Genomic DNA, 26201 nt, shown 5'->3' on the forward strand with positions numbered 1-26201 from the left:
GGCGTGATCGCGTGCTCGCGGCCCTGGTCGTCGAACTGCCTGCAGTAGACCGCGACGTAGTGCCCGTCGCCCTTGCATTCGATGACCCGGCCGGTGCCGTACGGGCTCAGCACGAGCGCCCGGTCACCCTTGTCGCCGAAGGCGCCCGGATCGAACGGTGCGACGAAGTTCGCCGTCTTGTCGTAGAAGGTGTTCCAGTCCGGGGTCGGGTCGGCGGACGCGGTCGGCGCGAGGGCGAGCGTTGCCGCGGCGGTCAACAGGGCACCGGTCAGAATTCGAGCGAACATGTTCTCTCCCGTCGTGGCTGTGCCCGGAATGGGGCCGTGACGGCTAGATCGACCGCTGGGTCCGGTCCGTTACCCGGCGGCCTTCCGCTGTGCGGCCACAGTCGCGGGATGGACTGCGACGAGTCCGAGGCCTGCCCTGCGCTTGCACAGCTTCGCCAATTCCGCGTACGCGGCCTTGCCGAGCAGTTCCGTCAGCTCCGGCGCGTACGACTGCCAGACGGCCTTGGCGCCGACGTGAGCGTCGGGTGAGCCCGAGCAGTACCAATCCAGGTCCGCGCCGCCCTCGCCCCAGCCACGCCGGTCGTACTCGGTGATGGTGGTCTTGAGGATCTGCTCGCCGTCGGGGCGTTCCACCCACTCCTGGGTGCGGCGGATCGGGAGCTGCCAGCACACGTCCGGCTTGACCTCGAGCGGCTCGATTCCGCGCTTGAGCGCCATCGAGTGCAGCGCGCAACCGACACCGCCCTCGAAGCCGGGACGGTTCAGGAAGATGCAGGCGCCGTGATACCGGCGGGTGCGCAGCGCGGGCTCGTCCTCGAGGTCGTCCTCCTCGATGTACCCCTTCTTGCCGAGCCCCTTCTCCATGAACTGCCAGTCCTCGGGTGTGAGCAGCTTCACTGACTTGTTCAGCTTCTCCAGATCCTCCTCGTCGGAGAGGAACGCGCCGTGCGAACAGCAGCCGTCGTCCGGCCGGTCGCCGATGATGCCCTGGCAGGCCGGAGTGCCGAACACGCAGGTCCAGTGGGATAGCAGCCACGTCATGTCCGCGGCGATGAGGTGCTCGGCGTTGTCGGGATCGGGGAATTCGACCCATTCGCGAGCGAAGTCGAGGGGTACTTCGGGGCTGGGTGTCATCTTGTGTGAACGCCCTGCTTTACGTGCTGTCACAAAGCCCGACGGTAGACCCAGTACCGTGTCAATGTGCGACTAGGGGTACTCGACGTCGGAAGCAACACCGTCCATCTTCTCGTAGTGGACGCCCACAGGGGCGGCCACCCCACGCCGATGAGTTCGACCAAGTCGACTCTGAGGCTGGCGGAGAACACCGACGACAAGGGTGACATCACCGCTCAGGGTGCAGATCGCCTGGTCACGACGGTGGCAGATTTCGCCAGCATCGCGAGGACCTCCGGGTGCGGTGAACTCATGGCCTTCGCGACGTCCGCCGTCCGCGACGCCAACAACTCGGACGACGTGCTCGCGCGCGTCCACGACGAGACCGGGGTGACGCTCGAAGTCCTGTCGGGTGTCGACGAGGCCCGGCTGACGTTCCTCGCCGTGCGCCGATGGTTCGGGTGGAGCGCGGGCCGCATCCTGAACCTCGACATCGGCGGCGGATCCCTCGAACTGACGACGGGCGGCGACGAGGACCCGGACGTCGCACTGTCGCTGCAACTCGGCGCGGGACGGCTCACCAGGGACTGGCTCGAGGCCGACCCGCCGGGCAAGCGTCGTGTGGCGGTGCTGAGGGATTGGCTGGACGCCGAACTGACCGTCCCGTCGAAGGAACTGCGCACGGCGGGGCAGTGGGACCGGGCCGTCGGCACGTCGAAGACGTTCCGGTCGTTGGCCCGGCTGACGGGCGCCGCACCGTCCGGCGCGGGCCCGCGGGTCAAGCGCACCCTCACCGCCAGCGGTCTCAGGCAACTCATAGCTTTCATTTCGCGGATGACGGCCTCGGACCGTGCAGAATTGGAAGGGGTGAGCTCCGACAGGTCGCAGCAGATCGTGGCCGGAGCACTCGTTGCGGAGGCCAGCATGAGAGCACTGGGCGTGGAGGAACTCGAAATCTGCCCCTGGGCTCTGCGCGAGGGTTTGATCCTCCGCAAGCTCGATACGGAAATGGGCGGTGAATTGATGGTGGGTGCTCGATGACCGAGGACAGTCAGCAGATCTCTGTGTCAGAGCTGCTCAAACGCAACGGGCAGCAGGTGGAGTCCCGGGGCGGACGGCGTCGGCGTGGCGTCGCGGGAGGAATCTCCGTCGCCGAGCTGACCGGTGAAATTCCGGTGGTGCGGGACCCGTCCGAATCGCGGGCACTCGAATCCGATTCCGAGCCGGAACCTGCCGCGCCCGAGCCGTCGCGCACGCCCGCGCCGGCGACGCCGTCTGCGCCGGCAGCATCGTCGGTGCGGGCTGACGAGCGCACCGCCGCTGTCGAGGCTCCAGTCGACGACAGCGACGATGACGACGACGAGCCCATCGCCAGTCGCCCCGCCGGCCGTGGCCGCGCCGTGGTGCCGGGCGGCACGTCGCGCGATCACCAGGGAACCTGGGTCAGCCGCGCAGTCCGGAAGGAACCGCCCGCGCCGGAGGCCGCCACGCCGGCTCCGACGGTGGCCGCCCCGGTCGTGAAGAAGCCGGAACCGGCCCCGACCGTCGCCGCTCCGCGGGTGACACCGGCGCCGAAGGCCGAACCCCCGGCCAAGGCCGAACCGGCCGCGAAGTCCACTACACCAGCGAAGCCCACCGCGAAGCCCGAAGCCCCGGCGAAACCCGGAACATCGGCGAAGGCGGGTACGGCAGCAGCGTCGAACGGCGCGTCGAAGTTCGCGAAGACGCCGAAGCCGGAGGCTCCCGCCACGGCGAAGCCGGAACCCGCGCTGCTGTCCGGATCGACACTGGCCGGCGACCTGATGCGCCAGTCCCGGGACTCGGAAGCGGCGAACGCGGCCGAGGAGACGGACCTCATCGAGGCCGCCACCGACGAGGCGGACACCGACCAGCGCGACGACACGCACAAGACCGAGACCCCGCGCCGTTCCCGCAAGGAGGCGAAGGCCGAGAAGGCCGAGGCCGCGAAGGCGGGCAGAAACGACGAGGCCGGCGAGAACTCCACCCGCGAGTGGGCCGTCCTCATCGGTCAGGGTGTGGTGGCCGTGATCGCCGGGGCCCTGCTCTTCAAGGGTTTCGAGAAGCTGTGGGACGTCTTCCCGTGGGTCGCGCTGATTCTGGCGCTGCTCGTCATCGTGGGCCTGGTCGCCATGGTCCGCATCCTGCGCCGCACCGACGACATCACCAGTTTCGTGATCGCCGTCGTCGTCGGGATGATCGTCACTCTGGGGCCGTTAGCCTTCATGCTTGCGTCGGGCTGAGTTGCTCATGGTCGGGGACAGCGGGCACGAGCAGGTTCGACGGTCACCGCGTGGGCGGAAGGTACTGGTGGGCCTGTCGACGGCCTCGGTGTACCCGGAGAACACCGAGGCAGCCTTCCGGTACGCGGCCGATCTGGGATACGACGGCGTCGAACTGATGGTGTGGGCCGAATCGGTCAGCCAGGACGCCGGCGCGGTGGCCGGACTGGTGCGCAGGTACGCGATCCCGGTTCAGGCGATCCACTCGCCGTGCCTGCTCATCTCGCAGCGGGTGTGGGGCGCCGACCCGGTCGCGAAGCTGGAGCGATCCGTGCGCACCGCCGAATCGCTCGGGGCGACGAGCGTCGTGGTGCACCCCCCGTTCCGCTGGCAGCGCCGTTATGCCGACGGCTTCGCCGATCAAGTGGCCGGCCTGGAACAGCGCAGCGACGTGATCGTCGCGGTGGAGAACATGTTCCCCATGCGGGCGGACGGCTTCTTCGGCAGCAAGGAGAGGTCCGCCGAGCGGCTGCGGCGGCGCGGCGGACCCGGGGCGGCGCTGTCGGCGTTCAGCCCGTCCTACGACCCCACCGATTCGGGGCACGCCCACTACACGCTCGACCTGTCGCACACGGCCACGGCCGGGATGGATGCGATGAAACTGGCGGAGCGGATGGGGGAGGGTCTCGCGCATCTCCACCTCGCCGACGGCCGGGGTGCTTCGATGGACGAGCACCTCATTCCCGGTCACGGCGCCCAGCCCTGCGCGCAGCTGTGCCGTCACCTCGTCGACACCGGGTTCGACGGGCAGGCCGTGGTCGAGATCAACACGCAGAACGCCCGCACGCAGCGGGAACGGTCGTCGATGCTCGCGCAGGCGCTGGCGTTCGCCCGTGACCACCTCGAACCGGGCCGCGCCGCGTCGGGGTCGCCGCGCAGCCACTCCGGCGGCGATCACGACGACACCTGAGGCGTCTGCCGGGTTTCTCCTGCGGTAAGCTCGGGGTCACATTGGATAGTTTTAGTATCCAGTCGAGTTGCCGAAGGAGGGGCCGTGCGCGTTTCCGAGTTGGTCGCCCGCACCGGCGTTCCGCTCGCGACGGTGAAGTACTACCTGCGCGAAGGTCTGCTGATGCCCGGCGAGGCGACGAGCGCCACCCAGGCCCGGTACGGCGAGGAGCACGTGCAGCGCCTCGGCCTCGTCAAGGCGCTGGCCGGAGCCGGACTGCCGATTCCCCGCATCCGGGAGATACTCCGCCTCGTCGACCATCCCGACGGCTCGCTGTTCGACGTCCTCGGCCAGGCCATCGCGCAACTCCCGCCCTACCTCGACACACCAGCCGACGATTCCGACGAGTTCCCGCGGGCCCGCGCCGTCCTCGACAGGCTCGGGCAGGTGTACGACCCCCGGTACGTCGCGGTCGGTCAGCTCGAACGTGCCCTCGTGGCACTCGAGGAAGCCGGCATCCCGATGACCGAGGACCGACTCGACGCCTACGGGCGCCACGTGCGCGGGATCGCCGAGATCGACATCGGGCTCATGCCCACGGCTTCGGCCGAGCACGCGATCCGGTACGCGGTGCTGGGCACGGCTGTCTACGAGCCCGTGATCGCCGCGATGCGCAGGCTCGCGCATCAGGACGTCGCGCAGAAGCGCTTCCGGAACCCCGAAGAACAGGACCAGCAGTGAGCTCAACTCCCTTCCACGATCTCAACGTCCTCACCGCTGCCGGTGACGGGACGTACCGGGCGTCGATCGACCCGATCTGGACGATCGGCCCCAAGGTGCACGGCGGCTCGATGATGTCGCTCTGCGCCGCCGCCGCCCGCAGGCGACTGCTCGACGAGACCGGCGACGCCGGGCTGCCCCGGGTGCAACCCCTCGCGGTCGGGGCCAACTACCTGTCCGCCCCGGATCCGGGCGAGGTGACGCTGTCGACGACGGTGCGCAAGCAGGGCAAGCAGGTGTCGTTCGTCGACGTGGAGCTGACGCAGGGCGACCGTGTGGCCGTGCACGCGTCGGTCACGCTCGGCGTCCCCGACGTGGGCGAACCGCAGTACAGCGGAGACCACGCCCTGGCGCAGCTCCCGGTGGAGCCGCCCGCCGACGCCGTCGTGCTCACGGCCGACCACCCGATGGGGCAGATCGTCCACGTGGCGCAGGGCTGCGACATGCGGGTGGACGGGACGTCGGCGCACTTCCTGACCGGCAACCAGGGCGAACCCGAAGTCCGCATGTGGGTGCGACCGCGAGCCGGCGACGAGAGCGATCCCGACACCGCGGCGCTGTTCGCGATCATGACCGGCGACATCAGCGCCCCCGTGACGATGAACCGCGGCATGTTCGGCTGGGCACCCACGGTCCAGCTGACCACCTACCTGCGCAGGCAGCCCGCACCGGGCTGGCTGCGCGTGATGGCCAGTAGCACGGTGCTCGGCGGCGCATGGTTCGAGGAGGACCACACCGTCCTCGATTCGACCGGGGCGATCGTCGTGCAGAGCCGGCAGCTGGCGATGATCCCCCGCTAGGAAGGCGCCGCACAGCGGCGTGGCAGGCTGTTCGCCATGACGAGAATTGCGGTAATCGGAGGCGGCAAGATCGGCGAGGCCCTCATCTCGGGGCTTCTGCAGGCAGGTCACGCCGTCAAGGATCTGGTGGTGGCCGAGCAGCACCCTGCGCGCGCCGACGAGCTGGCTGCGGCGTACTCGGTGCGGGTCACCACCCCGTCCGACGCCGCCGAAGGCGCCGACGTCATCGTGATGGCCGTCAAGCCGGGAGACGTCGAGTCCGCGCTCACCGAGGTGTCCAAGGTGGAACTCGACGGCGAGCGCGAGCAGCTGCTCGTCTCGCTCGCTGCCGGCATCCCTACCGCCTTCTACGAGACGAGACTGCCTGCCGGGTTCCCGGTGGTCCGGGTCATGCCCAACACACCCATGCTGGTCGGTGAGGGCGTCAGCGTACTCGCGCCCGGCAGACACGTGAAGAAGGAACACCTCGACCTGGTCCGGGGCGTCCTGTCGTCGGTCGGCAAGGTCGTCGTCGTCCCCGAATCGCAGATCGACGCCGTCACCGCCGTCTCCGGCTCCGGTCCGGCCTACTTCTTCCTGGTCGCCGAGGCCATGATCGACGCGGGCGTGGGGCTCGGACTGACCCGGGCGACCGCGACCGAACTGGTCGTGCAGACCATGGTCGGCTCCGCGGCCATGCTCGACAGGTCGGGGGAGAGCGCGACCGAACTCCGTGCCGCCGTGACTTCGCCCGGCGGAACCACCGCGGCGGCAATCCGCCGGCTGGAGGGAAACGGTCTCCGAACAGCTTTTTTCGACGCCCTCGAAGCCGCGAAAATTCGTTCTGCCGAACTCGGCACGACGACCGAATGAATATTCGATTGCCCACACCCGTCGCAGTAACCCCATCCGTCCCGCTAAGCTCGAAGTAGCACGTGCGTGTCTGTTCCGCCGGAGGGGAAGCCGGCGGCGCGAGACGTGCCGGAGGTAAGTGGTTGATGACGTCTGCAAAAAAGCCGTCCAAGGGCTCGGCCCCGGACGGACAACCGGCACTGGCCGGAACGCAATTTCTCACCGTCGCCGAGGTAGCGACGCTGATGAGAGTGTCCAAGATGACTGTGTATCGGTTGGTGCACAGCGGCGAACTGCCCGCCGTCCGCGTGGGCCGCTCGTTCAGAGTGCATGCGAAAGCAGTGCACGACTACCTCGAAACCTCGTACTTCGACGCCGGTTGACCGATCGGCACGAAGAGGGTCACTTCGACCTCGTTTTCGGGGAGAGGACCCGCACCGGTACGATTAGCGACTGTCGTACCAGCCAGCTGGTGTCGTAAGGCGCTGAGCTAGTTAAAACGAGGCCCAGGCGCCAGAGTGGCGCGAGCGTACGTGATCGGCGTGCGCAGGAACGCTAGAGAAGAACGTGAGGGACACCCGCTATGGGTTCAGTGATCAAGAAGCGACGCAAGCGCATGTCGAAGAAGAAGCACCGTAAGCTGCTTCGCCGCACCCGAGTGCAGCGCAGGAAACTCGGTAAGTAAAGAGTTGCGTCCGGATGCCCGTCACCTTTTGGTGGCGGGCATCCTTCGTTTCCTGCCGCTCCTGTCGCGTAGTGGGCGACCGGCCAATTGTCGTTGTGCGAAGCGCCATCCCCTTCCTGCACGTATCGTTGACGTCACTCGCTACGTGATCGGGGGTCTTTGTGGTTGTGAGTGACGAAGACAGTACTACGCGGACGGCGGTGCCGCGCGTCGTGCTGGTCACTGGGGCCAGCAGGTTTCTGGGTGGATATCTCGTCACCCGGCTCGCTCAGAATCCGGCCATCGAGCGGGTGATCGCGGTGGACGCGGTGTCGCCGAGCAAGGACATGCTGCGCCGCATGGGCCGTGCCGAGTTCGTGCGCGCCGACATCCGGAATCCTCTGATCGGCAAGGTGATTCGCAACGCCGAGGTCGACACCGTCGTGCACGCGTCGACGCTGGCGCGCCCGCCGAAGTCGGGTAGTCGCGCGGCCATGAAGGACATGAACGTCATCGGCGCGATGCAGTTGTTCGCCGTCTGCCAGAAGGCTCCGTCCGTCCGTAAGGTCGTGTTGCGTTCGGCCTCCGTCGTCTACGGCTGCAGCGCCAAGGACCCGGCCAAGTTCACGGAGGAGATGAGCGCCCGGCGCCGCCCCGCGGGCGCCTACGCGCGGGACTGCATCGAGATCGAGGGGTATCTGCGCGGAATGGGACGCAGGCGCCCCGACATCGGCGTGTCGATCGTCCGCCTCGCACCGCTGGTCGGGCCGCGACTCAACGCGACGGTCGCGCAGTACCTCACGTCACCGGTCGTGCCGACCATACTCGGGCGGGACGCACGCCTGCAGGTCCTGCACGAGGAGGACGCGCTGGCCGCACTGGAACGGGCCACGGTGTCGGGTCCGCCGGGCACGTTCAACGTCGCGGGCGACGGCGTCGTCATGATGTCGCAGGCCATCCGCCGCGCCGGGCGGATCGAGGTTCCGATGCCTTTCGCGTTGTTCCGTAACCTCGGGCGTGCGCTGATGGGGCCGGTGATGCGGTCGTACACCACCGAGCAACTCGAATACTTCCATTTCGGTTGCGGACTGGACACCACGCGCATGCGAACCGAACTATCCTTCGAGCCACGGTGGACCTCGATGCAGGCGCTCGACGACTTCGCTCGTGCTGCCGGCGTCAAGGCGATCATCAAGAACGAATGGGTCGACGCAGCAGAGAACGCACTACTCGCTCTTACCGGCACGGCGAAAGGGGAGAGGTGAACGAAGTGGCGAAGGTCATTCCGTTGCACGGTGCGACAGCCGCGCGCGGGACCGCTATCGGACGTTCGAGGCGTGAACAGAGCGAGAGCAGACATCCGTCCGCCATGCCGCCACCCGCCGTGATCACCCCACCCGAGCCCGTGACCGAGTCCTCGGCCGTCGACGCCGTCCGCCACGCCCTGGCCGAGCAGATCGTCAACACCGCCGAGTTCGTGCGCCGCCGGCTCTCGGGCGACTATCACGTCGACGACTTCGGCTACGACCCCCATTTCGCCGAGAACGTGTGGCTCCCCATCCTGCGCCCACTGTTCGACAAATGGTTCCGCGTCGAGGTGAGCGGTATCGAGAACATTCCGTCGACCGGCGGCGCGCTGGTGGTCGCCAACCATGCCGGTGTGCTGCCCATCGACGGCCTGATGACCTCCGTCGCCGTGCACGACCACCACCCCGCGCATCGCCCGCTGCGGATGCTGGCCGCCGACCTCGCGTTCGAGATGCCGCTGGTCGGCGGTGTCGCCCGCAAGGCCGGGCACACGCTCGCGTGCCACCCGGACGCCGTCCGCCTGCTGCAGGACGGGGAGGTCGCGGCCGTGTTCCCCGAAGGGTTCAAGGGCATCGGGAAACCGTTCAGCGAACGGTACAAGTTGCAGCGGTTCGGCCGCGGTGGCTTCGTGTCCGCCGCCATGCGGACCGGTGCGCCGATCATTCCGTGCTCGATCGTCGGGTCCGAGGAGATCTACCCGAAGATCGGTGAACTCGGCACGCTCGCCCGACTGCTGGGGATGCCGTACTTCCCGGTGACCCCGCTGTTCCCGCACTTCGGCCCGCTCGGCCTCGTGCCGCTGCCGTCGAAGTGGTACATCGAGTTCGGCAAGCCGATCGTCACCGACACGTACGACGCGTCGGCGGCCGACGACCCGATGGAACTGTTCGAGGTCACCGACCACGTCCGGGAGACCATTCAGCAGACGCTGTACCGGCTCCTCGCCAAGCGCCGGAACGTGTTCCTCGGCTGAGCCGCGGCGCGCGGCTCAGGCCGCCTGTTCGCGGCGGCGCGCGACGACGGCGGCGAGTGCGCCGCCTGCCGCGCCGAGGAGCAGCGCGGTGGGGACGCCGATCTTGGCGGCCTTGCGTCCGGTCCGGAAGTCGCGGATCTCCCAGCCCCGGTTCTTCGCGAGCTCGCGCAGGTCGGTGTCGGGGTTGATCGCGACCGCGGTCCCGACGAGCGACAGCATCGGCACGTCGTTGTGGCTGTCCGAGTAGGCGGTGCAGCGCTTGAGGTTGAGGCCCTCGCGGACCGCCAGGGCGCGCACGGCGTGCGCCTTGCCGAGGCCGTGCAGGATGTCGCCGACCAGACGTCCGGTGAACATCCCGTCCTCGCTCTCGGCGACCGTGCCGAGGGCGCCGGTGAGGCCGAGGCGTTTCGCGATGACCTGCGCCAGTTCCACCGGGGTCGCGGTGACGAGCCACACCTGCTGTCCGGCGTCGAGGTGCATCTGCGCGAGCGCCCGGGTGCCGGGCCAGATCTTGTCGGCGATCACCTCGTCGTAGATTTCCTCACCGAGCCGGGCGAGTTCGGCCGTCGACCGTCCGGAGACGAACGACAGCGCCTTCTCGCGGCCGGAGGCGACGTCGTCGCTGCTCTCCTTGCCGGTGACGCGGAACTTGACCTGCTTCCACGCGAAGTCGACGAGGTCGGATGTCTTCAGATACTTGCGGGCGGCGAGCCCCCGCGCGAAGTGGATGATCGAGGCGCCCTGGACCATCGTGTTGTCGACGTCGAAGAACGCGGCGGCCGTCAGATCGAGGGGAACGTCGTGTTCGACCAGTTCGGTGTCCTCGCCGGACGCGACGTGAAGCGCGAGGGCCGCGTCGGCGCTCGCCTCGCCTGCGACGTTGGCACGTACCTCGGCTTCGCTGGGTCCCAGCGGATTCCTGAACTGGCGTCGGCCCGGGAGGATGATCCCCGCCAGACCTGAACCGAAACCCGAGCCGTTCGGTAGTGATCGCGCAGGCACTCGCACCTCCCGTATCGCAGAAGCCTCTGGGAGCAGCCTATCCCCCGAATCGGGGACGGGGCGGGTGGATGGCCCCGCGGGGGGAACTGTGTGACGTTCATCTCCGAGCCGATTGGCGTCCGTGGACCCCGAAACGGCACAGTGACTCCACCGGAGGCGTCGAAAGGAAGTGGCGGGGCATGAGCACGGTTGGACACGAGGTGACGCTTCTCACGCGGGCGGGGTGCGGTGCGTGCGTGCCGGCCCGCGAGCGGTTGCTGGTTCTGTGCGAGGAGTTCGGGCTGGAACTGACGTGCATAGACGTCGACGAGGCGGCGGCCACGGACCCCGAAATCCGGGCCGAATTCGGCGACCGATTGCCGGTCGTGCTGCTCGACGGACGTGAGCACAGTTACTGGGAGGTCGACGAAGAGCGCCTTCGCTCGGATTTACGCAAGTAAGGGAACCCTAAAAGTGGGATCTTCCGATGCCGTGCAGGTAGGACCGCATGTCGCGCAGTCGCAGCGACTTTGTGCATGGGTTCACAAGCAGTTACCGTGGTGTGAACAATTCCCCGGAGCATCGTGAAGAACGGCATCGAATGCCGGTCGGACGAGGAGCCAACGACGTGACCGAAACGCACCAGACGCATGGGTCTGTGGCCCCTGGCGTCACGGGGGCGGTCGGGCAGTCTGTGGTCGGGTCGCCGGCCCCCTCGGTCGCCGGCGCGGCCCCGCTCGCCGAATCGCGGGACATCCCCCAGGCTACGGTGACGCGCCTCGCGACGTACCTGCGGGTCCTCGGAGTGCTTGCCGAACGCGGCACGATCATCGTCTCGAGCGAGGAACTCGCCGCCGCCTCCGGTGTCGGCTCCGCGAAGCTCCGCAAGGACCTTTCCTTCCTGGGCCCGAACGGTGTGCGCGGCGTCGGCTACGACGTGACGCGCCTGCGGGCCCGCATCGAGCGGGCGCTCGGCCTGGACCGCGGACACAAGGTGGTGCTCGTCGGCGTCGGCAACCTCGGCCAGGCGCTCGCCGGCTACGGCGGTTTCGGCCGGCGCGGGTTCTCCATGGTCGGGCTGTTCGACAGCGACCCGGCGCGGGTCGGCGCGCCGGTGGGCGACCTCACCGTGCGGCACGTCGACGAACTCGAGCAGGCCTGCGCCGAACTCGAAGCCACCATCGGCGTCATCTCGACCCCCGACGAGGCGGCGCAGGAAGTCGCCGACCGCCTCGTGCGCGCCGGACTGCGCTGCATCCTCAGCTTCTCACCCACCTCCCTCGACGTCCCCGATCACGTCGAGATGCGCCGCGTCGACCTCGCGGTCGAAATGCAGGTCCTCTCGTTCAACAGCGCACGTAACACGGAATCGGTACCCACCGCTCCGCGCGTCCGCATCGGACATTCGGCTGTCCCGTCCACCGCACCAAGAAACGGATCAGTGATCGCGCCGTGAGTGTTCTGCTTGTCGGGGTCTCGCACAGGACGGCCCCGGTGCCGGTTCTCGAGCGGGTGGCTGTCACCGACACCGATCGCCCGAAGTTGACGGACAAGCTTCTGGCGTCGTCGCACATCTCGGAGGCGATGATCGTCTCCACCTGCAACCGGGTGGAGATCTACGCCGTCGTCGATGCGTTCCACGGTGCGCTCGCCGAGGTCGGCGAACTGCTCGCCGACCACTCGGGGCTGGATCTGACCGATCTGCACCGGCACGCGTACGTGCGCTACAGCGAGGCTGCGGCGGAGCACCTGTTCGCCGTGGCCAGTGGTCTCGACTCGATGGTGATCGGCGAGCAGCAGATCCTGGGGCAGATCCGGACCGCGTACGCGTCGTCCGACGCGCAGCAGGCCGCGGGCCGCACGCTGCACGAACTCGCGCAGCAGGCGCTGCGCGTCGGCAAGCGGGTGCACTCGGAGACCGGCATCGACTCCGCGGGCGCGTCCGTCGTGTCGGTGGCCCTCGACCGCGCCGCCGGCATCGTGGGTGCGGGCGGGCTGACCGGACGGACCGCCGTCGTGGTCGGCGCCGGATCGATGGGCGGGCTGTCCGTCGCACACCTCACGCGTGCCGGGATCGGCCGCATCATCGTCGTGAACCGCACCACGGAGCGCGCCGAACACCTCGCCGACACGGCCCGGTCCAACGGCGTCGCGGCGGAGGCCCTCGAACTGGCCGAACTCCCGGCCGCGATGGCCCAGGCGGATGTCCTCGTGACCTGTACCGGCGCGGTCGGCGCCGTCGTCACGCTCGCGGACACCCACCGCGCGCTGGCGCAGCCCGGCCGCGACCCCGAACGCCCCCTCGTGATCTGCGACCTCGGACTGCCCCGCGACGTCGAACCCGCCGTGTCCGGTCTGCCCGGGGTCACCGTCCTCGACATGGAGTCGCTGCAGCGCGATCCCGCTGCGGGCGCGGCCGCATCCGACGCCGACGCCGCCCGGTCGATCGTCGCCGCCGAACTCGCCAACTACCTCGCGGGCCAGCGGCTGGCGGAGGTCACGCCGACCGTCACGGCCCTGCGTCAGCGCGCGGCGGACGTGGTCGAGGCGGAGCTGATGCGACTGGATTCGCGTCTGCCCGGACTCGACGATCCCGAGCGCGACGAGGTGGCCCGCACGGTGCGGCGAGTGGTCGACAAGCTCCTGCACGCGCCCACCGTCCGGGTGAAGCAGCTCGCCTCCGCGCCCGGTGGCGACTCCTACGCCGCCGCCCTGCGCGAACTGTTCGAACTCAGCCCCGGATCCGTCGAGGCCGTCGCGAAGCCCACCGAACTCGGTGGCGCAGACCTGGGTGCCATCGACATCACCGACGGCTTCATCGCAGGCCAGGACCCGCGCCTGCGCCGCTTCGTCGCAGACGACAACCACGGGAAGGAATCGCAGGCATGAGCGCCGTCGGCACCCGTACGCTGCGGATCGGAACCCGTGGGAGTGAGCTCGCGACCACCCAGGCCGGCACCGTGCGCGACGCACTGATCTCGGCCGGGCACGATGCCGAACTCGTCATCATCAAGACCAAGGGCGACCAGTCCATGGAATCGGTGGAGAAGATCGGTGTCGGTGTCTTCACCGCCGAACTCCGGGAAGCGCTTGCCGACGGCCGGGTCGACGTGGCCGTCCACTCCTACAAGGACCTGCCGACCGCCCGCGACGAGCGGTTCACGATCGCGGCCATCCCGCCGCGCGAGGATCCCCGCGACGCGCTCGTGGCCCGCGACGGACTGGTCCTCGGTGAGCTGCCCGCAGGTTCGAAGGTCGGAACGTCCGCCCCTCGCCGCACGTCGCAGTTGCGGGCGCTGGGCCTCGGCCTCGACATCCAGCCGCTGCGCGGCAATCTGCAGCGGCGCCTCGGCAAGGTCGAATCCGGCGAACTCGACGCCGTGATCCTGGCCCGGGCCGGGCTGGCGCGGATCGGGCGACTGGATCTCATCACCGAGTCGCTCGAACCGGTGCAGATGCTGCCCGCACCCGCGCAGGGCGCGCTCGCCGTCGAATGCCTGTCGGTCAATACGGCACTCGTGGCGATCCTGTCCGAGCTCGACGACCCGAACAGCCGCGCCGCCGTCACGGCGGAACGCGCCCTGCTCGCGGAACTCGAGGCGGGCTGCACCGCGCCCGTCGGCGCCATCGCCGAGGTCGTCGAATCCCTCGACGACGACGGCCGCATCTTCGACGAACTGTCCGTCCGGGGCTGCGCCGCGGCCATCGACGGTTCCGACGTCATACGCACGGGAGCCGTGGGCTCCCCGGAGAACGCCGAAGAACTCGGCCGCTCCGTCGCGCGGGAGCTTCTCGAGCTCGGTGCGCGGGAGCTGATGAATGTCACCGAGGCCGGTGATGCCGATGTTTGATGTGCGAAGGCCGACTGATCGGCCGATCCGCTTCCTGTACCCATCTCGACACATGATCGCACTGGAGAATTACCGATGAGCCGAGTCCGTAAGAACACCCCCGGACGAATCCTGTTCGTGGGATCCGGACCGGGCGATCCGGCACTGCTCACCGTGCACGCACGGGACGTCCTTGCCGCAGCCACCCTCGCCTTCACCGACCCCGACGTCGACAAGGGCGTCACCGTCCTGGTGGGCACCGACCTGGGCGTCGACGCCGAGACCGGTGAGCCGCTCGCCGAGGTCCGTCCCGCACTGGGCGAGCCGGCCGAGGTCGCGAAGACCCTCGTCCAGGAGGCGAAGAACGGCCACGACGTCGTGCGTCTGGTGTCCGGCGACCCGCTGACCACCGACTCCGTGATCGCCGAGGTCACCGCCGTCGCGCGCACCCAGGTGCAGTTCGAGGTCCTGCCGGGCCTGCCCTCCGCGTCCGCCGTCCCCTCCTACGCCGGTATGGCGCTGGGGTCGGGACACACCGAGGCCGACGTCCGCGGCGAGGTCGACTGGGCCGCCCTGGCCGCGGCACCCGGACCGCTGGTCCTGCACGCCACGTCGGGCCACCTCGCCGAGACGGCGAGCGCCCTCGTCGAGCACGGCCTGGCCCCGCAGACCCCGGCCGCCATCACCGTCCGCGGCACCACCCGGCAGCAGCGCACCGTGGAAGCCACGCTGGCCACGCTGAACGAGGCCGGTTCGGAACTGGTCGGTTCGCTGGTGGTGACGGTCGGCAAGGTCGTCGCCCAGCGCAACAAGATGTCGTGGTGGGAGTCGCGCGCGCTCTACGGCTGGAAGGTCCTGGTGCCGCGCACCAAGGATCAGGCAGGCGAGATGAGCGACCGCCTCGTCACCCACGGCGCCATCCCGATCGAGGTGCCCACCATCGCTGTCGAGCCGCCCCGCAGCCCGGCGCAGATGGAACGGTCCGTGAAGGGCCTCGTCGACGGTCGCTACCAGTGGGTGGTCTTCACCTCCACCAACGCGGTGCGTGCGGTGTGGGAGAAGTTCGAGGAGTTCGGGCTCGACGCCCGCGCGTTCTCCGGCGTCAAGATCGCCTGCATCGGCGAGGCCACCGCCGCCAAGGTGCGCTCGTTCGGAATCAACCCCGAACTCGTGCCGTCCGGTGAGCAGTCGAGCGAAGGCCTGCTGGCCGAATTCGCCCCGTACGACGACGTTTTCGACCCGGTCAACCGGGTTCTGCTGCCCCGCGCCGACATCGCCACCGAGACGCTCGCCGAGGGCCTGCGCGAACGCGGCTGGGAGATCGACGACGTCACCGCGTACCGCACCGTCCGGGCCGCGCCGCCGCCGGCCGAGACCCGCGAGATGATCAAGACCGGTGGGTTCGACGCCGTCTGCTTCACCTCGTCCTCGACGGTCCGCAACCTCGTCGGCATCGCCGGAAAGCCGCACGCGCGCACCCTCGTCGCCTGCATCGGTCCGAAGACCGCCGAGACGGCCATCGAGTTCGGTCTGCGGGTGGACGTGCAGCCGGAGACCGCTCAGGTCGGCCCGCTGGTGGAGGCTCTCGCAGAGCACGCCGCGCGCCTGCGCGCCGAGGGTGCACTGCCCCCGCCGCGCAAGAAGTCCCGCGCTCGGCGATAGGCGCTACGCGCCTGTGAGTGGTTGAGGAGTCCAGGGACTCGTCAACCACTCACAGGCCCGACGAAGGAGGGCATGTCCTTGTTCCCGACCCACCGCCCGCGCCGGCTCCGCAGGACGCCGGCGCTGCGCCGACTCGTGGCCGAGACTTCGCTCGAGCCACGGCATCTCGTGTTGCCGATGTTCGTCGCGGACGGGATCGACGAGCCTCGTGAGATCTCGTCGATGCCCGGCGTGTTCCAGCACACCCCCGACTCGCTGCGGCGGGCGGCCACGGAAGCGGCCGAGGCGGGGCTCGGCGGGCTCATGCTGTTCGGGGTGCCGCGTCCCGACGACAAGGATGCCGAGGGTTCGGGTGCGTCCGATCCGGACGGTATCCTGAATCGCGGATTGCGCTGGCTTGCAGACGAAGTCGGCGACGCGACGGTGATCATGGCGGACACCTGCCTGGACGAGTTCACCGACCACGGGCATTGCGGTGTCCTCGACGCGAACGGTGCGGTCGACAACGACCTGACGCTGCAGCGGTACGTCGACATGGCGATCGCGCAGGCCGAGGCCGGTGCGCATCTGCTCGGCCCGAGCGGAATGATGGACGGTCAGGTCGGCGCCATCCGGAAGGCGCTCGACGACGCGGGTTACACCGACGTCGGTCAGCTCGCGTACTCGGCGAAGTACGCCTCCGCGTTCTACGGGCCGTTCCGTGAAGCGGTCGGTTCGTCGTTGCAGGGCGATCGCCGCACGTACCAACAGGATTCGGCGAACCGCCGCGAATCGCTGCGTGAGGTCGACCTCGACATCGACGAGGGTGCCGACATGGTGATGGTGAAGCCGGCGATGTCCTACCTGGACATCCTGCGCGAGACGGCGGACCGCTCTCCCGTGCCCGTTGCGGCGTATCAGATCTCGGGTGAGTACTCGATGATCACGGCCGCCGCGCAGAACGGCTGGATCGACCGGGACGCCGCGATCCTCGAATCGCTCACCAGCATCCGCCGCGCAGGCGCCGACGTCGTGCTGACGTACTGGGCGACCGAAGCGGCGGGCTGGTTGTGATCGCGCCGTCGGCGGATACGGTGGTGCCATGACCCAGCAGTGGCCACCGACACCGCCGCACCAGGCCCCGCATCAGCAGGGCCCGTCGCAGCATAATTTCCCGTACCCCCCGCCGGTGCCGCAGCCGAAGCCCGAACGTCCGGCACCGGTCGACGTGGGCACCGCGGCCCAGTTGCTGTGGGCGGTGGCCGTGCTCGGTCTGATCCAGGCGCTGGGCGCGATGGTTCTCGTGGTGGCGGAGAAGTCGACGTTCGTCGACGAACTGATGAAGAACCCCAGCTTCACGTCCGGCGAGGTCGACATGACCCGCGACAGCGTGGAGAAGCTGTTCTACGTGGGTATCGGGTTCACGGTCGTCCTCATCCTGATCCTCACCGGGCTTTTCCTCCTGTTCGTGCACTTCATGCGGAAGGGCCGGAACTGGGCCAGGATGCTGATCACCATCGCGTGCGTGATGATGGTGGTGTGGACGATCCCGGTGCTCTTCGGCATCGGATCGGACGGAAGCGGTTCCGCGCTCGCACTCGGCGGCGTGCAGATCCTGCAGGCCGTGGTGGCCGTCGGCGCCGTCGTGCTGATGCACCGGAAGGATTCCAACAGCTACTTCCTGAGGTTGCCCCCCTCCGCCGAGTAGCTTCGATTTGCTCGTGAAATATAAAGATGTACCGTGAAGTACGTCACAAGAGGTAGAACGGCAGACTTCATTTCGACCGAAGGACTTTTCTCCATGCGCGCTGACGATCGAGCACACGGGTCTCGCAAAGAAGCAATGATGTTCGCGATCATCGTGGCCTTCGTGCTACTGACTCTGTTGCTCGTCGTGATCCCCGGCGTCCTCTCCTGACGAGCCCCACGTTTTCCTCGCGGACCGCGATGTCGCAGGATGAGCGTGTGAGCGAAACTGCCGTCCTGTTCAGTGAGCCGGGCGCCCGCTGGCGGATGGTGGCGTTCGGTCCGGTGTTCTGCCTGATCGCCTTGATCATCGAACTTCTGACCGGCCCCGTGGTGCACTGGTTCGCGCTGTCGCTCTTCGCGGTGCTGCTCAGCGGGTTCGTCTACGTGCAGGTGGTGGCCGCGCGCAGGCATGCGAGCGTCGAACTCACGACGTCGTCGTTGCGGCAGGGCACCGAAGACCTGCCGATCGCCGAGATTCTGAAGATCATGCCCCCCGCCGACCCCGAGTCGTACGAGCAGCAGCCGTGGGAAACCGCCCGGAGTCTCGGCGAACTGTCCGCGGTTCCGCGACGCCGGAAGGGCATCGGACTGCGACTGCGGGGCGGCGCCCTCGTACAGGCGTGGGCGAAGGACGTTGTGGCACTGCGCGCGCAACTCGAATCGCTGCTCGCGGAGTCGGCGGGAGGATCTGCCGAATGAACCGCCGGACCGTGACGGCGGCAGCGGAGTGGCTCGGCGCCGTGGCCGCCCTCGCCGCCGCGGTGTGGTGCTGGAACCACGCCCGGTTCACATCGGAATTCGGTCCCGTCGCACCGGGTGCGCCCTCGTTCGAGGGCACCGCGTATTCCGGGTCGTGGATCGCCGTCGCCGCGGGGCTGGTGGCGGTCGCCGGACTGCTGGTGATCGATTCGGTGCGCCGGCTACGGCCCGGCCCGGCGGGCGAACCCGCCGAGCCGGCCGCGTCACCGGAAGATCCGGGTCTTGCGGACGGCGTCGGTCCCGGGACCGTCGAGCATCGCGGAGCCGAGTAGCGCCTCGGGAACCCCGAGCCCCTCGATCAGCGTCTGCGCGTGCGGCCGCAGCGACCGGCACCGCTCGTTGATTCCCCGCTGCACCGCCTTCGACCGCTCCACCGACAGCTGCCGGTGTTCCATGAACCACGCCTTGTCCTCCTCGATCACGCTCAGCGCGTAGAGGTCGCAAACATCGCTCAACAGGTCGCGGGCCTCGTCGTCCTCGCACTCGTCGATGCCGGCTACGAACGCCTCGAGCACGATCCGGTCGATGTGAGCCTGCGCGGCGTGCAGCACATGATCCTGCACGAAATTGAAGGCGTCGAAAGGGTTCTCCTCGCGCTTCTGCGCACCCTGCAGGCGGCGAGCGGCGGTCGACAGCAGGTACTGCTCCCGATCCTCGAACATCGTGAGCTGGGTGCCGCGGTTGAAGAGGCTGCCGTCCTCCTCGTTGTCCTGCCGCGTGTCGAGGATCGTCTGGATGATCTGCTGTGCGGCGGTGCGCTTCTTGACGACGTCGGAGACCGTCGTGGCCGCGAACCGCATCCATTCGACGGGGCTCATGCCGCGCACCTCGTCCGCGTACGACGTGAGCAGTTCCTTGGCCACCAGCTGAGTCAGCACATGGTTGTCGCCCTCGAACGTGGTGAACACGTCGGTGTCCGCCTTCAGTGCCGTGAGCCGGTTCTCGGCCATGTACCCGGCGCCGCCGCACGCTTCCCGGGCCTCCTGGATCGCGCGGGTGGCGTGCCAGGTGTTCGCCACCTTGAGCCCGGCGGCGCGGCCCTCGAGTTCGCGCTGTTCCTGGGGGTCGGCGTCGTCACGGCTCTGGATCTCGTGCATCGTGGCGACGAGTTCGTTCTGGGCGAATTGCAATGCGTAGGAGCGGGCGATCAGCGGGAACAGCCGCCGCTGATGCACGAGATAGTCCATGAGCAGCACTTCGTCCTCGGCCTGCGGTGCGTTGAACTGCCTGCGCTGCAAGGCATAACGGGTCGCGATCGACAGCGCGACACGGGCGGCGGCGCCCGCGGACCCGCCGACGGTGACGCGTCCGCGCACGAGAGTGCCCACCATCGTGAAGAAGCGGCGGTTCGCGTTGTCGATCGGCGACGTATACGTGCCGTCCGGCTCGACGTCGGCGTACTTGTTGAGCAGGTTCTCCCGCGGAATTCTCACCTGATCGAACGTGATTCGGCCGTTGTCGACCCCGGGGAGGCCACCCTTGTAGCCGCAGTCCGACGTGTGGACGCCGGGGAGGTCGGTGCCGTCCTCGTCCCGGATCGGCACCACGAAGCAGTGCACGCCCCGGGACTCGCCGCCCGTGATCAACTGCGCGAACACCGCGGCCGTCGTCGCGTGCTGCGCCGCGCCGCCGATGTAATCCTTGCGCGAGGACGGTGTGGGGGAGTGGACGACGAATTCGGCCGTGTCCGGGTCGTACGTGGCGGTGGTCTCGAGCGCCTGCACGTCGCTGCCGTGACCCGTCTCGGTCATCGCGAAACAACCCAGCAGATCCAGGTCGACGAGACGCTTCACGTACGCCTCGTGATGACGCGCCGTGCCGAGGTTCTCGATCGCGCCGCCGAACAGCCCCCACTGCACGCCGGCCTTGACCATCAGCGACAGGTCGGACATCGCCAGCATCTCGATGCTCGTGACGGCCGCGCCGGCGTCACCGGTGCCGCCGTGGTCTTTCGCGAAACCGGCGGCCGCGTAGCCGTTGTTCGCGAGCAGACGTAACTGCGACAGCGTCTTGGCGCGGGCCTCGTCGAGGTCGGGGGTGTAGTGCGGCGCGAAGTCGGGGGTGCCGGACAATTCCGCCCTGACACGCTCGCGTACCTCCCGCCAGCGTCCGTCGAGTGTGCTTCTCAGGTGGTCAGCTGTGGTGGCCATGACTCGACAGTAGACGGCCGCCGCGACGGGTTGTGCGGTTCGGTTCGCCGGTACCGGGTACTCCTGCCTGGTGAGTGCTCACCGCCATCCGATCAGCATCACCACCGCGTCGGTGTCGCTCGACGAACGGCATCGGCTTCGGGTGCGCAGGCACGTGATCGTGTCGGTCGGCAGGCTTCTCGCGTTCGTGCTGTCGGCGGTGGTCTACGGACTCACCGGCAACCCGTGGCCGGCGGTGGCGATCATCGGTGTGTCGATTCCGCTGCCGTGGCTCGTCGCCCTCGTCGTCGACGACCTGCCGCCGTGGGGGTAGGGGGATCACCAGAAACGGCTGCCGGGCCCGCCCTTGAAGGGGCCGACCACCCGATCGGTGATCCAGCCGCCGTAGAAGCCTCCCGCCTGGGGTCGCGCCCGCTCGCCGTCGACGAAACAGCCGTCCATCGGTGCCGGCGTGACCGCCACGTGCCCGAGAAGGATGTCGTAGCCGGCGACCGGCCGCGGATAGTGCCACGCCGCACGCTCGGCGACGTGTCCGCCCGCGACGACGTCGAAATAATCTGCCCGCCCCTTCCACTCACACACCGTGCTGCCGTCGACCGGACGCAGGACGCCGTCGGTGAAGCAGGACCGCGGAAGGTAGTACGTCGGCGGGTGGCTGGTCTCGAGCACTCGCAACGGGGTGCGGGTGCGTGCGACGAGTTGTCCGCCGAACCACACCTCCACCAACTCGTCGCTCCGCCGGACCGCGGGCGGTCTCGGGAAGTCCCACACGGACTCCTGCCCCGGACCGGCGGGGTCCGGCACCGGACGGCCGCTCGTCACGGCAGGGCCGCCGGCGCGGTGATCACGGTGCGGCCCGGATCGCGCCAGAACGCGGTGATCACGTCGGCGAGGGTTCCCGGTTCCGTGACGAGCGGTGTGACGTGGCCGGCGCCGTCCACCGTGGTGGCAGCGGCGTGCGGCATCGCCGCCGCGGCGGCACGTGCCTGCTCGAGCGAGATCATCGTGTCTGCGCGGGGGACGATCATCAGCGTCGGTGCACCGATCCGGGGGAGCAGCGGGTGCAGCCCCTCCCGGTGCAGCATGATCGACTGCATCGCCTCGTGCATGCCACGCCGCGGCGCCTGCCGGAAGGTCCGGGAGACGGCCTGGAACTGTTGCGGGTGTGTTCGTGAAAGCTCCTTGCCGAGAAGGACGTTCATCACCGCGGTCGTGAGCGGTGGAATCGGTCCGGCGATGCGGTAGGCCCACACCATCGGCACGATCCTGGCGCGTTCCCGGCGGGTGAGGGCCTGGAGCGGTGTCCCGATCGTCACGACGGTGCGGCACCGGTCGGGACTGTGGGCGGCCGCGACGAGTCCGACGTGACCACCCCAGGCGTTGCCCACCCAGTCGACGGGTTCGGTGACGTCGAGCGCGTCGAGGACGGCGACGGCGGCCGCGGCGCACTCCTCCAGCGTGAACCGCCGCTGCACGGCGGTGCTCGCCCCGTGGCCGGGTCCGTCGATCGAGATCAGCCGCCGGTGCGCGACCAGGTGGCTGCGCAGGGGAGCCCACGTCGTCGAGTCGACGAAAAGGCTGTGCCAGAGCACGGTCGGCGGTCCGCTGCCGGTGACGTGGACGGCGAGGTTCCCGACGCTCGTCGGGATCGTGCGGGTGAGCGTTCGTGTGTCCATGGGATGCTCCAGATGAGTGACGTGTCGAGAATTGCTTCGGAAACCGAAACTTCGGTAACCGTAGTATTCTCCGGTGTCATGGAACGGTCAAGAGGTCTGCCGACCGATCGGCCGGCGGTAGGGCAGTTGCTGGTCCGCCTGCTGCACGAGTTCCGCCGGGAGTTGAGCGAACCGATGGCGGAGCGCGGGTACGGCGATATCCGGCCACCGCATCTGCAGATCTTCGGCAACATCGGCTGGGACGGGCGCCGGCTGACCGAGATCGCCGCCCGGGCCGAACTGAGTCTGTCCGCGGCGTCCGAGTTGATCAACGATCTCGAGGAACTCGGGTACGTCGAGCGGGTGCCGGACACGCGGGACCGGCGGGCGAAACTCGTCGTCCCGACCGCGCGGGGTCGGCAGGCGCTGCAGGACGCCGCGGAACGGGTCGCCGAGATCGAGCATCACTGGGGTAGCCTCGTCGGCCGCGACCGATTCGACGACGCCTGCCACCTGCTCAGTTCGCTGCTCGACGAGCTGAGTACGGACAATCCCTAGACGCGCGGCGGCGGCACCGCGGCGCGAACGAGCTGGTCGTGCCGCAGCGCGATTTGAGTCTGCGTCGCGATGACCGTCGACGAACGAAGGACGTTGTGCCCGTCGACGATCGAGTTGATCACCCGCTGAAGGTCGGCGTGGGTGCGGGCCACCACGCGGACGAGGACGTCGCCGGCGCCGGTGATCGTGTGTGCCTCGAGCACTTCGGGGATGGCGCTCAAATGTTCGACGACCGCGGCGTGCCCGTTGCCCTGGGCGATCTCGAGGGTCGCGAACGCGACCACCGGGAACCCCAGCGCCTCCGGGTCGAGGGTCGGTGCCGAACTGGTGATCACGCCGGTGCGTTCGAGCCGGTCGAGTCGCGCCTGGACGGTGCCGCGGGCCACCCCCAGGCGTCGCGACGCCTCCAGCACCCCGACCTTCGGCTCGGCGTGGAGCAGGTCGAGCAGTGCGGCGTCGAGTTGGTCGATGTTCATGGCGTCCCTGGTCAATATGTACGGTCGATCCGCTATTTCATCCAGCATTGTGTACAGAGTGAGCAGCGTCAAGAGGCACCGTTGCGCAACACTGTGCGCTGTATCACAGTGAGGTATGACTACCACCGACATTCGCCTGACGCCCCGTGAGGTGGCCGCACAGCTGGAGTCCGACGAGCTCCGGCAGCTGGTCGGTCTCGTCGAACACGACGACGCGTCGGATCCGTTTCCTGTGGTCGCTATGGACGCCGTCGTGTTCGTGTGCGGCAATGCGACGCAGAGCATGCAGTATTTCGTCTCTACCTGGGGCATGACCCTCGTCGCCTATGCCGGGCCGGAGACCGGCCAGCGCTCGCACAAGTCGTTCGTCCTCGAATCCGGAACGGCACGGTTCGTGTTGCACGGCGCCGTGGACCCGAAGAGTCCGCTCGCCGACCACCACCGGGCCCACGGCGACGGTGTGGTGGACCTCGCCATGGAGGTGCTCGACGTCGACCGCTGCATCGCACACGCACGCTCACAGGGGGCCACCATCCTCGAGGAGCCGCGCGACGTCACGGATCGGCACGGCACCGTGCGGCTCGCGGCGATCGCCACCTACGGCAGCACCCGGCACACCCTCGTCGACCGCAGCCGGTACGACGGCCCCTACCTACCCGGATTCGTCTCGCGCTCCAGCGGTTACGCGGCCCGGCCCGGGAAACCGGCACGCCTGTTCCAGGCGCTCGACCACGCGGTCGGCAACGTCGAGATGGGCCGGATGGATCACTGGGTGCGGTTCTACAACCGGGTCATGGGATTCACGAACATGGCCGAATTCGTCGGCGACGACATCGCCACGGAGTACTCGGCGCTCATGTCGAAGGTCGTCGCGAACGGCAACCACCGGGTGAAGTTTCCGCTCAACGAACCGGCGGTGGGAAAGAAGAAGTCGCAGATCGACGAGTATCTCGAGTTCTACGGTGAGCCGGGTTGCCAGCATCTGGCCCTCGCGACCGGCGACATCCTCGCGACCGTGGACGCGCTGCGCGCGGAGGGCGTCGAGTTCCTGGCCACCCCCGACGCCTATTACGAGGATCCGCAACTGCGTGCCCGCATCGGCACGGTGCGGGTGCCGGTGGAGGAACTGCAGAAGCGCGGAATCCTCGTCGACCGCGACGAGGACGGGTACCTCCTGCAGGTCTTCACCACACCGCTCGGTGACCGGCCGACGGTGTTCTTCGAGGTGATCGAACGGCACGGATCGCTGGGGTTCGGGGCAGGCAACTTCCGGGCCCTGTTCGAATCCATCGAGCGCGAACAGGCTGCCCGCGGCAATCTGTGAACCTCGGATCGGCAGAGTGATCCTGGCCACCCACTACACCCTGTCGTTGGCAAATTCGACAGAACTGGGACACTGGAGGCCGTGACTGTTTCCTCCGGTGACCCCGACGTACACGCTTCCCGCTCCGCCCAGCTCTTCGAGAGGGCTGATCTGGTCATTCCCGGCGGCGTCAACTCCCCGGTGCGGGCCTTCCACTCGGTCGGCGGCACCCCGCGGTTCATCAGGGAAGCGTCCGGCTACACGCTCACCGACGTCGACGGCAACGACTACGTCGACCTCATCTGCTCCTGGGGACCGATGATCCTCGGGCACGCGCACCCCGCCGTCGTCGAGGCCGTGCAGAAGGCGGCCACCACGGGCCTGTCGTTCGGCGCGCCCACCGAGGGTGAGATCGAACTGGCCGAGGAGATCGTCCGCCGCGTCGCGCCGGTGGAGAAGGTGCGGCTGGTCAACTCCGGCACCGAGGCCACCATGAGCGCCGTGCGCCTCGCCCGCGGATTCACCGGCCGGACCAAGGTCCTCAAGTTCTCCGGCTGTTACCACGGACACGTCGACGCGCTGCTCGCCGACGCCGGCTCGGGACTGGCCACGTTCGGCCTCCCCACGTCGCCCGGTGTGACCGGCGCGCAGGCCGAGGACACCATCGTCGTGCCCTACAACGATCTCGACGCCGTCGCCCGGGCGTTCGCCGCGAACGAGGGCCAGATCGCGTGCGTCATCACCGAGGCCGCCGCCGGCAACATGGGCGCGGTGGCGCCACAGCCCGGATTCAACGAGGGCCTGCGCAAGCTGACCCGCGACAACGGCGCGCTGCTCATCATGGACGAGGTGATGACCGGATTCCGGGTCAGTTCCGCCGGCTGGTTCGGACTCGACGGCGTCGCCGGCGACCTCTACACGTTCGGCAAGGTGATGAGCGGCGGCCTGCCCGCCGCCGCGTTCGGTGGCCGTGCCGACGTCATGGCTCACCTCGCCCCCGCCGGACCCGTCTACCAGGCAGGCACCCTGTCCGGGAACCCGGTCGCCGTCGCCGCCGGGCTCGCGAGCCTGCGCGCCGCGGACCAGGGTGTGTACGACGCCCTCGAGCGCAACAGCGCCACCCTGCGGACGCTGCTGTCCGACGCACTGACCGCGGCGAGCGTGCCGCACCGGGTGCAGACCGCGGGCACCATGCTCAGCGTGTTCTTCAGCGAAGACCCGGTGACCGACTACGCCGAGGCCAAGGCCGCGCAGACCTGGCGTTTCCCGGCCTTCTTCCACGGACTGCTCTCCCGCGGGGTGTACCCGCCGCCGAGCGCGTTCGAGGCGTGGTTCGTCTCCGCCGCCATGGACGACACCGCATTCTCGATCATCGCCGACGCCCTGCCGCACGCCGCGAAGGCGGCCGCAGCGGCCGTCCAGCCCTGACGAGT

At 68.7% G+C, this 26201-nt stretch carries 29 protein-coding genes and 1 pseudogene; 23 read left to right on the plus strand and 7 right to left on the minus strand.

The features are described from left to right. Together ACFTZB_RS09400 and ACFTZB_RS09405 are read right to left on the minus strand one after the other, a co-directional pair. Window positions 1-287: hypothetical protein (locus tag ACFTZB_RS09400; protein ID WP_378431255.1), on the minus strand; the 287-nt coding region annotated here is incomplete at its 3' end. A gap of 69 nt (window positions 288-356) precedes the next feature. Next, entirely contained in the window at window positions 357-1142 is a 786-nt protein-coding gene (locus tag ACFTZB_RS09405; protein ID WP_378431256.1) for a hypothetical protein, read from the minus strand. Window positions 1143-1208: 66 nt separating this feature from the next. On the opposite strand from ACFTZB_RS09405, the gene ACFTZB_RS09410 reads away from it, so the two are divergent. The 10 genes and pseudogenes from ACFTZB_RS09410 to ACFTZB_RS09455 all read left to right on the plus strand — a co-directional run bounded on the left by ACFTZB_RS09410 (window position 1209) and on the right by ACFTZB_RS09455 (window position 9666). Beyond that, complete coding sequence (locus ACFTZB_RS09410) at window positions 1209-2162, plus strand: hypothetical protein (RefSeq protein WP_378431257.1); 954 nt, start codon at window positions 1209-1211, stop codon at window positions 2160-2162. After that, window positions 2159-3382: a hypothetical protein gene (locus ACFTZB_RS09415; RefSeq protein WP_378431259.1), complete on the plus strand. Its 1224-nt coding sequence runs from the start codon at window positions 2159-2161 to the stop codon at window positions 3380-3382. The genes ACFTZB_RS09410 and ACFTZB_RS09415 overlap by 4 nt, the downstream gene beginning before the upstream one ends. Before the next feature lie 7 nt (window positions 3383-3389). Continuing rightward, window positions 3390-4331: a sugar phosphate isomerase/epimerase family protein gene (locus ACFTZB_RS09420; protein ID WP_378431299.1), complete on the plus strand. Its 942-nt coding sequence runs from the start codon at window positions 3390-3392 to the stop codon at window positions 4329-4331. 84 nt (window positions 4332-4415) lie between these two features. Beyond that, a complete protein-coding gene (locus tag ACFTZB_RS09425) occupies window positions 4416-5051 on the plus strand; it encodes a MerR family transcriptional regulator (protein ID WP_378431261.1) in 636 nt (211 codons plus the stop codon). Continuing rightward, entirely contained in the window at window positions 5048-5890 is an 843-nt protein-coding gene (locus ACFTZB_RS09430) for a thioesterase family protein (RefSeq protein ID WP_378431262.1), read from the plus strand. Before ACFTZB_RS09425 ends, ACFTZB_RS09430 begins: the two co-directional genes overlap by 4 nt. Before the next feature lie 21 nt (window positions 5891-5911). Next, window positions 5912-6742 (plus strand): annotated as a pseudogene (gene proC / locus ACFTZB_RS09435) (pyrroline-5-carboxylate reductase); the annotation flags it as partial. A 125-nt stretch (window positions 6743-6867) separates the two neighbouring features. Continuing rightward, window positions 6868-7104: a helix-turn-helix domain-containing protein gene (locus tag ACFTZB_RS09440; RefSeq protein ID WP_005258384.1), complete on the plus strand. Its 237-nt coding sequence runs from the start codon at window positions 6868-6870 to the stop codon at window positions 7102-7104. Window positions 7105-7304: 200 nt separating this feature from the next. Beyond that, window positions 7305-7406 carry a 30S ribosomal protein bS22 gene (locus tag ACFTZB_RS09445; protein ID WP_003402602.1) on the plus strand — a complete coding sequence of 34 codons (102 nt, stop codon included), beginning with the start codon at window positions 7305-7307 and terminating at the stop codon, window positions 7404-7406. Window positions 7407-7606: 200 nt separating this feature from the next. Next, complete coding sequence (locus ACFTZB_RS09450) at window positions 7607-8650, plus strand: NAD-dependent epimerase/dehydratase family protein (protein ID WP_378431300.1); 1044 nt, start codon at window positions 7607-7609, stop codon at window positions 8648-8650. Then, a complete protein-coding gene (locus tag ACFTZB_RS09455; RefSeq protein WP_378431263.1) occupies window positions 8647-9666 on the plus strand; it encodes a lysophospholipid acyltransferase family protein in 1020 nt (339 codons plus the stop codon). The genes ACFTZB_RS09450 and ACFTZB_RS09455 overlap by 4 nt, the downstream gene beginning before the upstream one ends. A gap of 15 nt (window positions 9667-9681) precedes the next feature. Here the strand turns inward: ACFTZB_RS09455 and ACFTZB_RS09460 are convergent, their stop codons facing one another. Beyond that, window positions 9682-10668: an HAD family phosphatase gene (locus ACFTZB_RS09460; protein ID WP_012688936.1), complete on the minus strand. Its 987-nt coding sequence runs from the start codon at window positions 10666-10668 to the stop codon at window positions 9682-9684. Window positions 10669-10847: 179 nt separating this feature from the next. On the opposite strand from ACFTZB_RS09460, the gene ACFTZB_RS09465 reads away from it, so the two are divergent. From ACFTZB_RS09465 to ACFTZB_RS09505, 9 genes are all read left to right on the plus strand, one after another. Beyond that, window positions 10848-11108, plus strand: coding sequence for a glutaredoxin family protein (locus ACFTZB_RS09465; protein ID WP_378431264.1), 261 nt, complete (start codon window positions 10848-10850; stop codon window positions 11106-11108). 140 nt (window positions 11109-11248) lie between these two features. After that, on the plus strand, window positions 11249-12103 hold the full coding sequence (locus tag ACFTZB_RS09470; RefSeq protein ID WP_378431266.1) for a redox-sensing transcriptional repressor Rex: 855 nt from the start codon (window positions 11249-11251) through the stop codon (window positions 12101-12103). After that, window positions 12100-13536 (plus strand): glutamyl-tRNA reductase, encoded by a 1437-nt coding sequence (locus tag ACFTZB_RS09475; protein WP_378431267.1) that lies wholly within the window; start codon window positions 12100-12102, stop codon window positions 13534-13536. The genes ACFTZB_RS09470 and ACFTZB_RS09475 overlap by 4 nt, the downstream gene beginning before the upstream one ends. After that, window positions 13533-14498: a hydroxymethylbilane synthase gene (hemC, locus tag ACFTZB_RS09480; protein ID WP_072939883.1), complete on the plus strand. Its 966-nt coding sequence runs from the start codon at window positions 13533-13535 to the stop codon at window positions 14496-14498. Before ACFTZB_RS09475 ends, hemC begins: the two co-directional genes overlap by 4 nt. A gap of 75 nt (window positions 14499-14573) precedes the next feature. Then, window positions 14574-16139 carry a bifunctional uroporphyrinogen-III C-methyltransferase/uroporphyrinogen-III synthase gene (locus ACFTZB_RS09485; protein WP_276140405.1) on the plus strand — a complete coding sequence of 522 codons (1566 nt, stop codon included), beginning with the start codon at window positions 14574-14576 and terminating at the stop codon, window positions 16137-16139. 78 nt (window positions 16140-16217) lie between these two features. Next, on the plus strand, window positions 16218-17192 hold the full coding sequence (hemB, locus tag ACFTZB_RS09490) for a porphobilinogen synthase (RefSeq protein WP_378431301.1): 975 nt from the start codon (window positions 16218-16220) through the stop codon (window positions 17190-17192). Between the two features lie 28 nt (window positions 17193-17220). Further along, window positions 17221-17826 carry a hypothetical protein gene (locus ACFTZB_RS09495; RefSeq protein ID WP_378431270.1) on the plus strand — a complete coding sequence of 202 codons (606 nt, stop codon included), beginning with the start codon at window positions 17221-17223 and terminating at the stop codon, window positions 17824-17826. A gap of 257 nt (window positions 17827-18083) precedes the next feature. Next, window positions 18084-18566 carry a hypothetical protein gene (locus ACFTZB_RS09500; RefSeq protein WP_378431272.1) on the plus strand — a complete coding sequence of 161 codons (483 nt, stop codon included), beginning with the start codon at window positions 18084-18086 and terminating at the stop codon, window positions 18564-18566. Then, entirely contained in the window at window positions 18563-18898 is a 336-nt protein-coding gene (locus ACFTZB_RS09505) for a hypothetical protein (RefSeq protein ID WP_378431273.1), read from the plus strand. Before ACFTZB_RS09500 ends, ACFTZB_RS09505 begins: the two co-directional genes overlap by 4 nt. Here the strand turns inward: ACFTZB_RS09505 and ACFTZB_RS09510 are convergent. Further along, window positions 18830-20776, minus strand: coding sequence for an acyl-CoA dehydrogenase (locus ACFTZB_RS09510; protein ID WP_378431274.1), 1947 nt, complete (start codon window positions 20774-20776; stop codon window positions 18830-18832). The genes ACFTZB_RS09505 and ACFTZB_RS09510 overlap by 69 nt on opposite strands. A gap of 70 nt (window positions 20777-20846) precedes the next feature. On the opposite strand from ACFTZB_RS09510, the gene ACFTZB_RS09515 reads away from it, so the two are divergent. Then, window positions 20847-21089 (plus strand): DUF3099 domain-containing protein, encoded by a 243-nt coding sequence (locus tag ACFTZB_RS09515; protein ID WP_378431276.1) that lies wholly within the window; start codon window positions 20847-20849, stop codon window positions 21087-21089. A gap of 5 nt (window positions 21090-21094) precedes the next feature. Here ACFTZB_RS09515 and ACFTZB_RS09520 read toward each other — a convergent pair whose 3' ends face one another. Together ACFTZB_RS09520 and ACFTZB_RS09525 are read right to left on the minus strand one after the other, a co-directional pair. Then, the gene (locus tag ACFTZB_RS09520; RefSeq protein ID WP_378431277.1) at window positions 21095-21598 is read right to left on the minus strand and encodes a DUF427 domain-containing protein; all 504 of its coding nucleotides are present in this window, start codon (window positions 21596-21598) and stop codon (window positions 21095-21097) included. Next, window positions 21595-22452: an alpha/beta fold hydrolase gene (locus ACFTZB_RS09525; protein WP_378431278.1), complete on the minus strand. Its 858-nt coding sequence runs from the start codon at window positions 22450-22452 to the stop codon at window positions 21595-21597. The genes ACFTZB_RS09520 and ACFTZB_RS09525 overlap by 4 nt, the downstream gene beginning before the upstream one ends. Window positions 22453-22530: 78 nt before the next feature. On the opposite strand from ACFTZB_RS09525, the gene ACFTZB_RS09530 reads away from it, so the two are divergent. Further along, window positions 22531-22989, plus strand: a complete 459-nt coding sequence (locus ACFTZB_RS09530) for a MarR family winged helix-turn-helix transcriptional regulator (protein WP_378431279.1) — start codon at window positions 22531-22533, stop codon at window positions 22987-22989. Here the strand turns inward: ACFTZB_RS09530 and ACFTZB_RS09535 are convergent. Then, window positions 22986-23465, minus strand: a complete 480-nt coding sequence (locus ACFTZB_RS09535) for an Lrp/AsnC family transcriptional regulator (protein WP_378431280.1) — start codon at window positions 23463-23465, stop codon at window positions 22986-22988. The two genes, ACFTZB_RS09530 and ACFTZB_RS09535, sit on opposite strands and share 4 nt — an antisense overlap. Window positions 23466-23580: 115 nt before the next feature. On the opposite strand from ACFTZB_RS09535, the gene hppD reads away from it, so the two are divergent. Both hppD and hemL read left to right on the plus strand, forming a co-directional pair. Continuing rightward, window positions 23581-24789, plus strand: coding sequence for a 4-hydroxyphenylpyruvate dioxygenase (hppD, locus tag ACFTZB_RS09540; RefSeq protein ID WP_378431281.1), 1209 nt, complete (start codon window positions 23581-23583; stop codon window positions 24787-24789). An 81-nt stretch (window positions 24790-24870) separates the two neighbouring features. Beyond that, window positions 24871-26196: a glutamate-1-semialdehyde 2,1-aminomutase gene (gene hemL, locus ACFTZB_RS09545; protein ID WP_378431282.1), complete on the plus strand. Its 1326-nt coding sequence runs from the start codon at window positions 24871-24873 to the stop codon at window positions 26194-26196. The last annotated feature ends 5 nt before the right edge of the window (window positions 26197-26201 follow it).

The organism is Rhodococcus sp. NPDC057014 (assembly GCF_042673295.1).
Lineage (GTDB): Bacteria > Actinomycetota > Actinomycetes > Mycobacteriales > Mycobacteriaceae > Rhodococcus_F.

Excerpts from the sequence above, each read along its gene's own strand:
- ACFTZB_RS09535 (WP_378431280.1), bottom strand. The coding sequence starts at position 23,465 with ATGAACATCGACCAACTCGACGCCGCACTGCTCGACCTGCTCCACGCC.
- ACFTZB_RS09415 (WP_378431259.1), top strand. The coding sequence starts at position 2,159 with ATGACCGAGGACAGTCAGCAGATCTCTGTGTCAGAGCTGCTCAAACGC.
- ACFTZB_RS09510 (WP_378431274.1), bottom strand. The coding sequence starts at position 20,776 with ATGGCCACCACAGCTGACCACCTGAGAAGCACACTCGACGGACGCTGG.
- ACFTZB_RS09505 (WP_378431273.1), top strand. The coding sequence starts at position 18,563 with ATGAACCGCCGGACCGTGACGGCGGCAGCGGAGTGGCTCGGCGCCGTG.
- ACFTZB_RS09525 (WP_378431278.1), bottom strand. The coding sequence starts at position 22,452 with ATGGACACACGAACGCTCACCCGCACGATCCCGACGAGCGTCGGGAAC.
- ACFTZB_RS09485 (WP_276140405.1), top strand. The coding sequence starts at position 14,574 with ATGAGCCGAGTCCGTAAGAACACCCCCGGACGAATCCTGTTCGTGGGA.
- ACFTZB_RS09495 (WP_378431270.1), top strand. The coding sequence starts at position 17,221 with ATGACCCAGCAGTGGCCACCGACACCGCCGCACCAGGCCCCGCATCAG.
- ACFTZB_RS09440 (WP_005258384.1), top strand. The coding sequence starts at position 6,868 with ATGACGTCTGCAAAAAAGCCGTCCAAGGGCTCGGCCCCGGACGGACAA.
- ACFTZB_RS09465 (WP_378431264.1), top strand. The coding sequence starts at position 10,848 with ATGAGCACGGTTGGACACGAGGTGACGCTTCTCACGCGGGCGGGGTGC.
- ACFTZB_RS09470 (WP_378431266.1), top strand. The coding sequence starts at position 11,249 with ATGCCGGTCGGACGAGGAGCCAACGACGTGACCGAAACGCACCAGACG.
- ACFTZB_RS09530 (WP_378431279.1), top strand. The coding sequence starts at position 22,531 with ATGGAACGGTCAAGAGGTCTGCCGACCGATCGGCCGGCGGTAGGGCAG.
- hppD (WP_378431281.1), top strand. The coding sequence starts at position 23,581 with ATGACTACCACCGACATTCGCCTGACGCCCCGTGAGGTGGCCGCACAG.
- ACFTZB_RS09420 (WP_378431299.1), top strand. The coding sequence starts at position 3,390 with ATGGTCGGGGACAGCGGGCACGAGCAGGTTCGACGGTCACCGCGTGGG.
- hemC (WP_072939883.1), top strand. The coding sequence starts at position 13,533 with ATGAGCGCCGTCGGCACCCGTACGCTGCGGATCGGAACCCGTGGGAGT.
- ACFTZB_RS09405 (WP_378431256.1), bottom strand. The coding sequence starts at position 1,142 with ATGACACCCAGCCCCGAAGTACCCCTCGACTTCGCTCGCGAATGGGTC.
- ACFTZB_RS09445 (WP_003402602.1), top strand. The coding sequence starts at position 7,305 with ATGGGTTCAGTGATCAAGAAGCGACGCAAGCGCATGTCGAAGAAGAAG.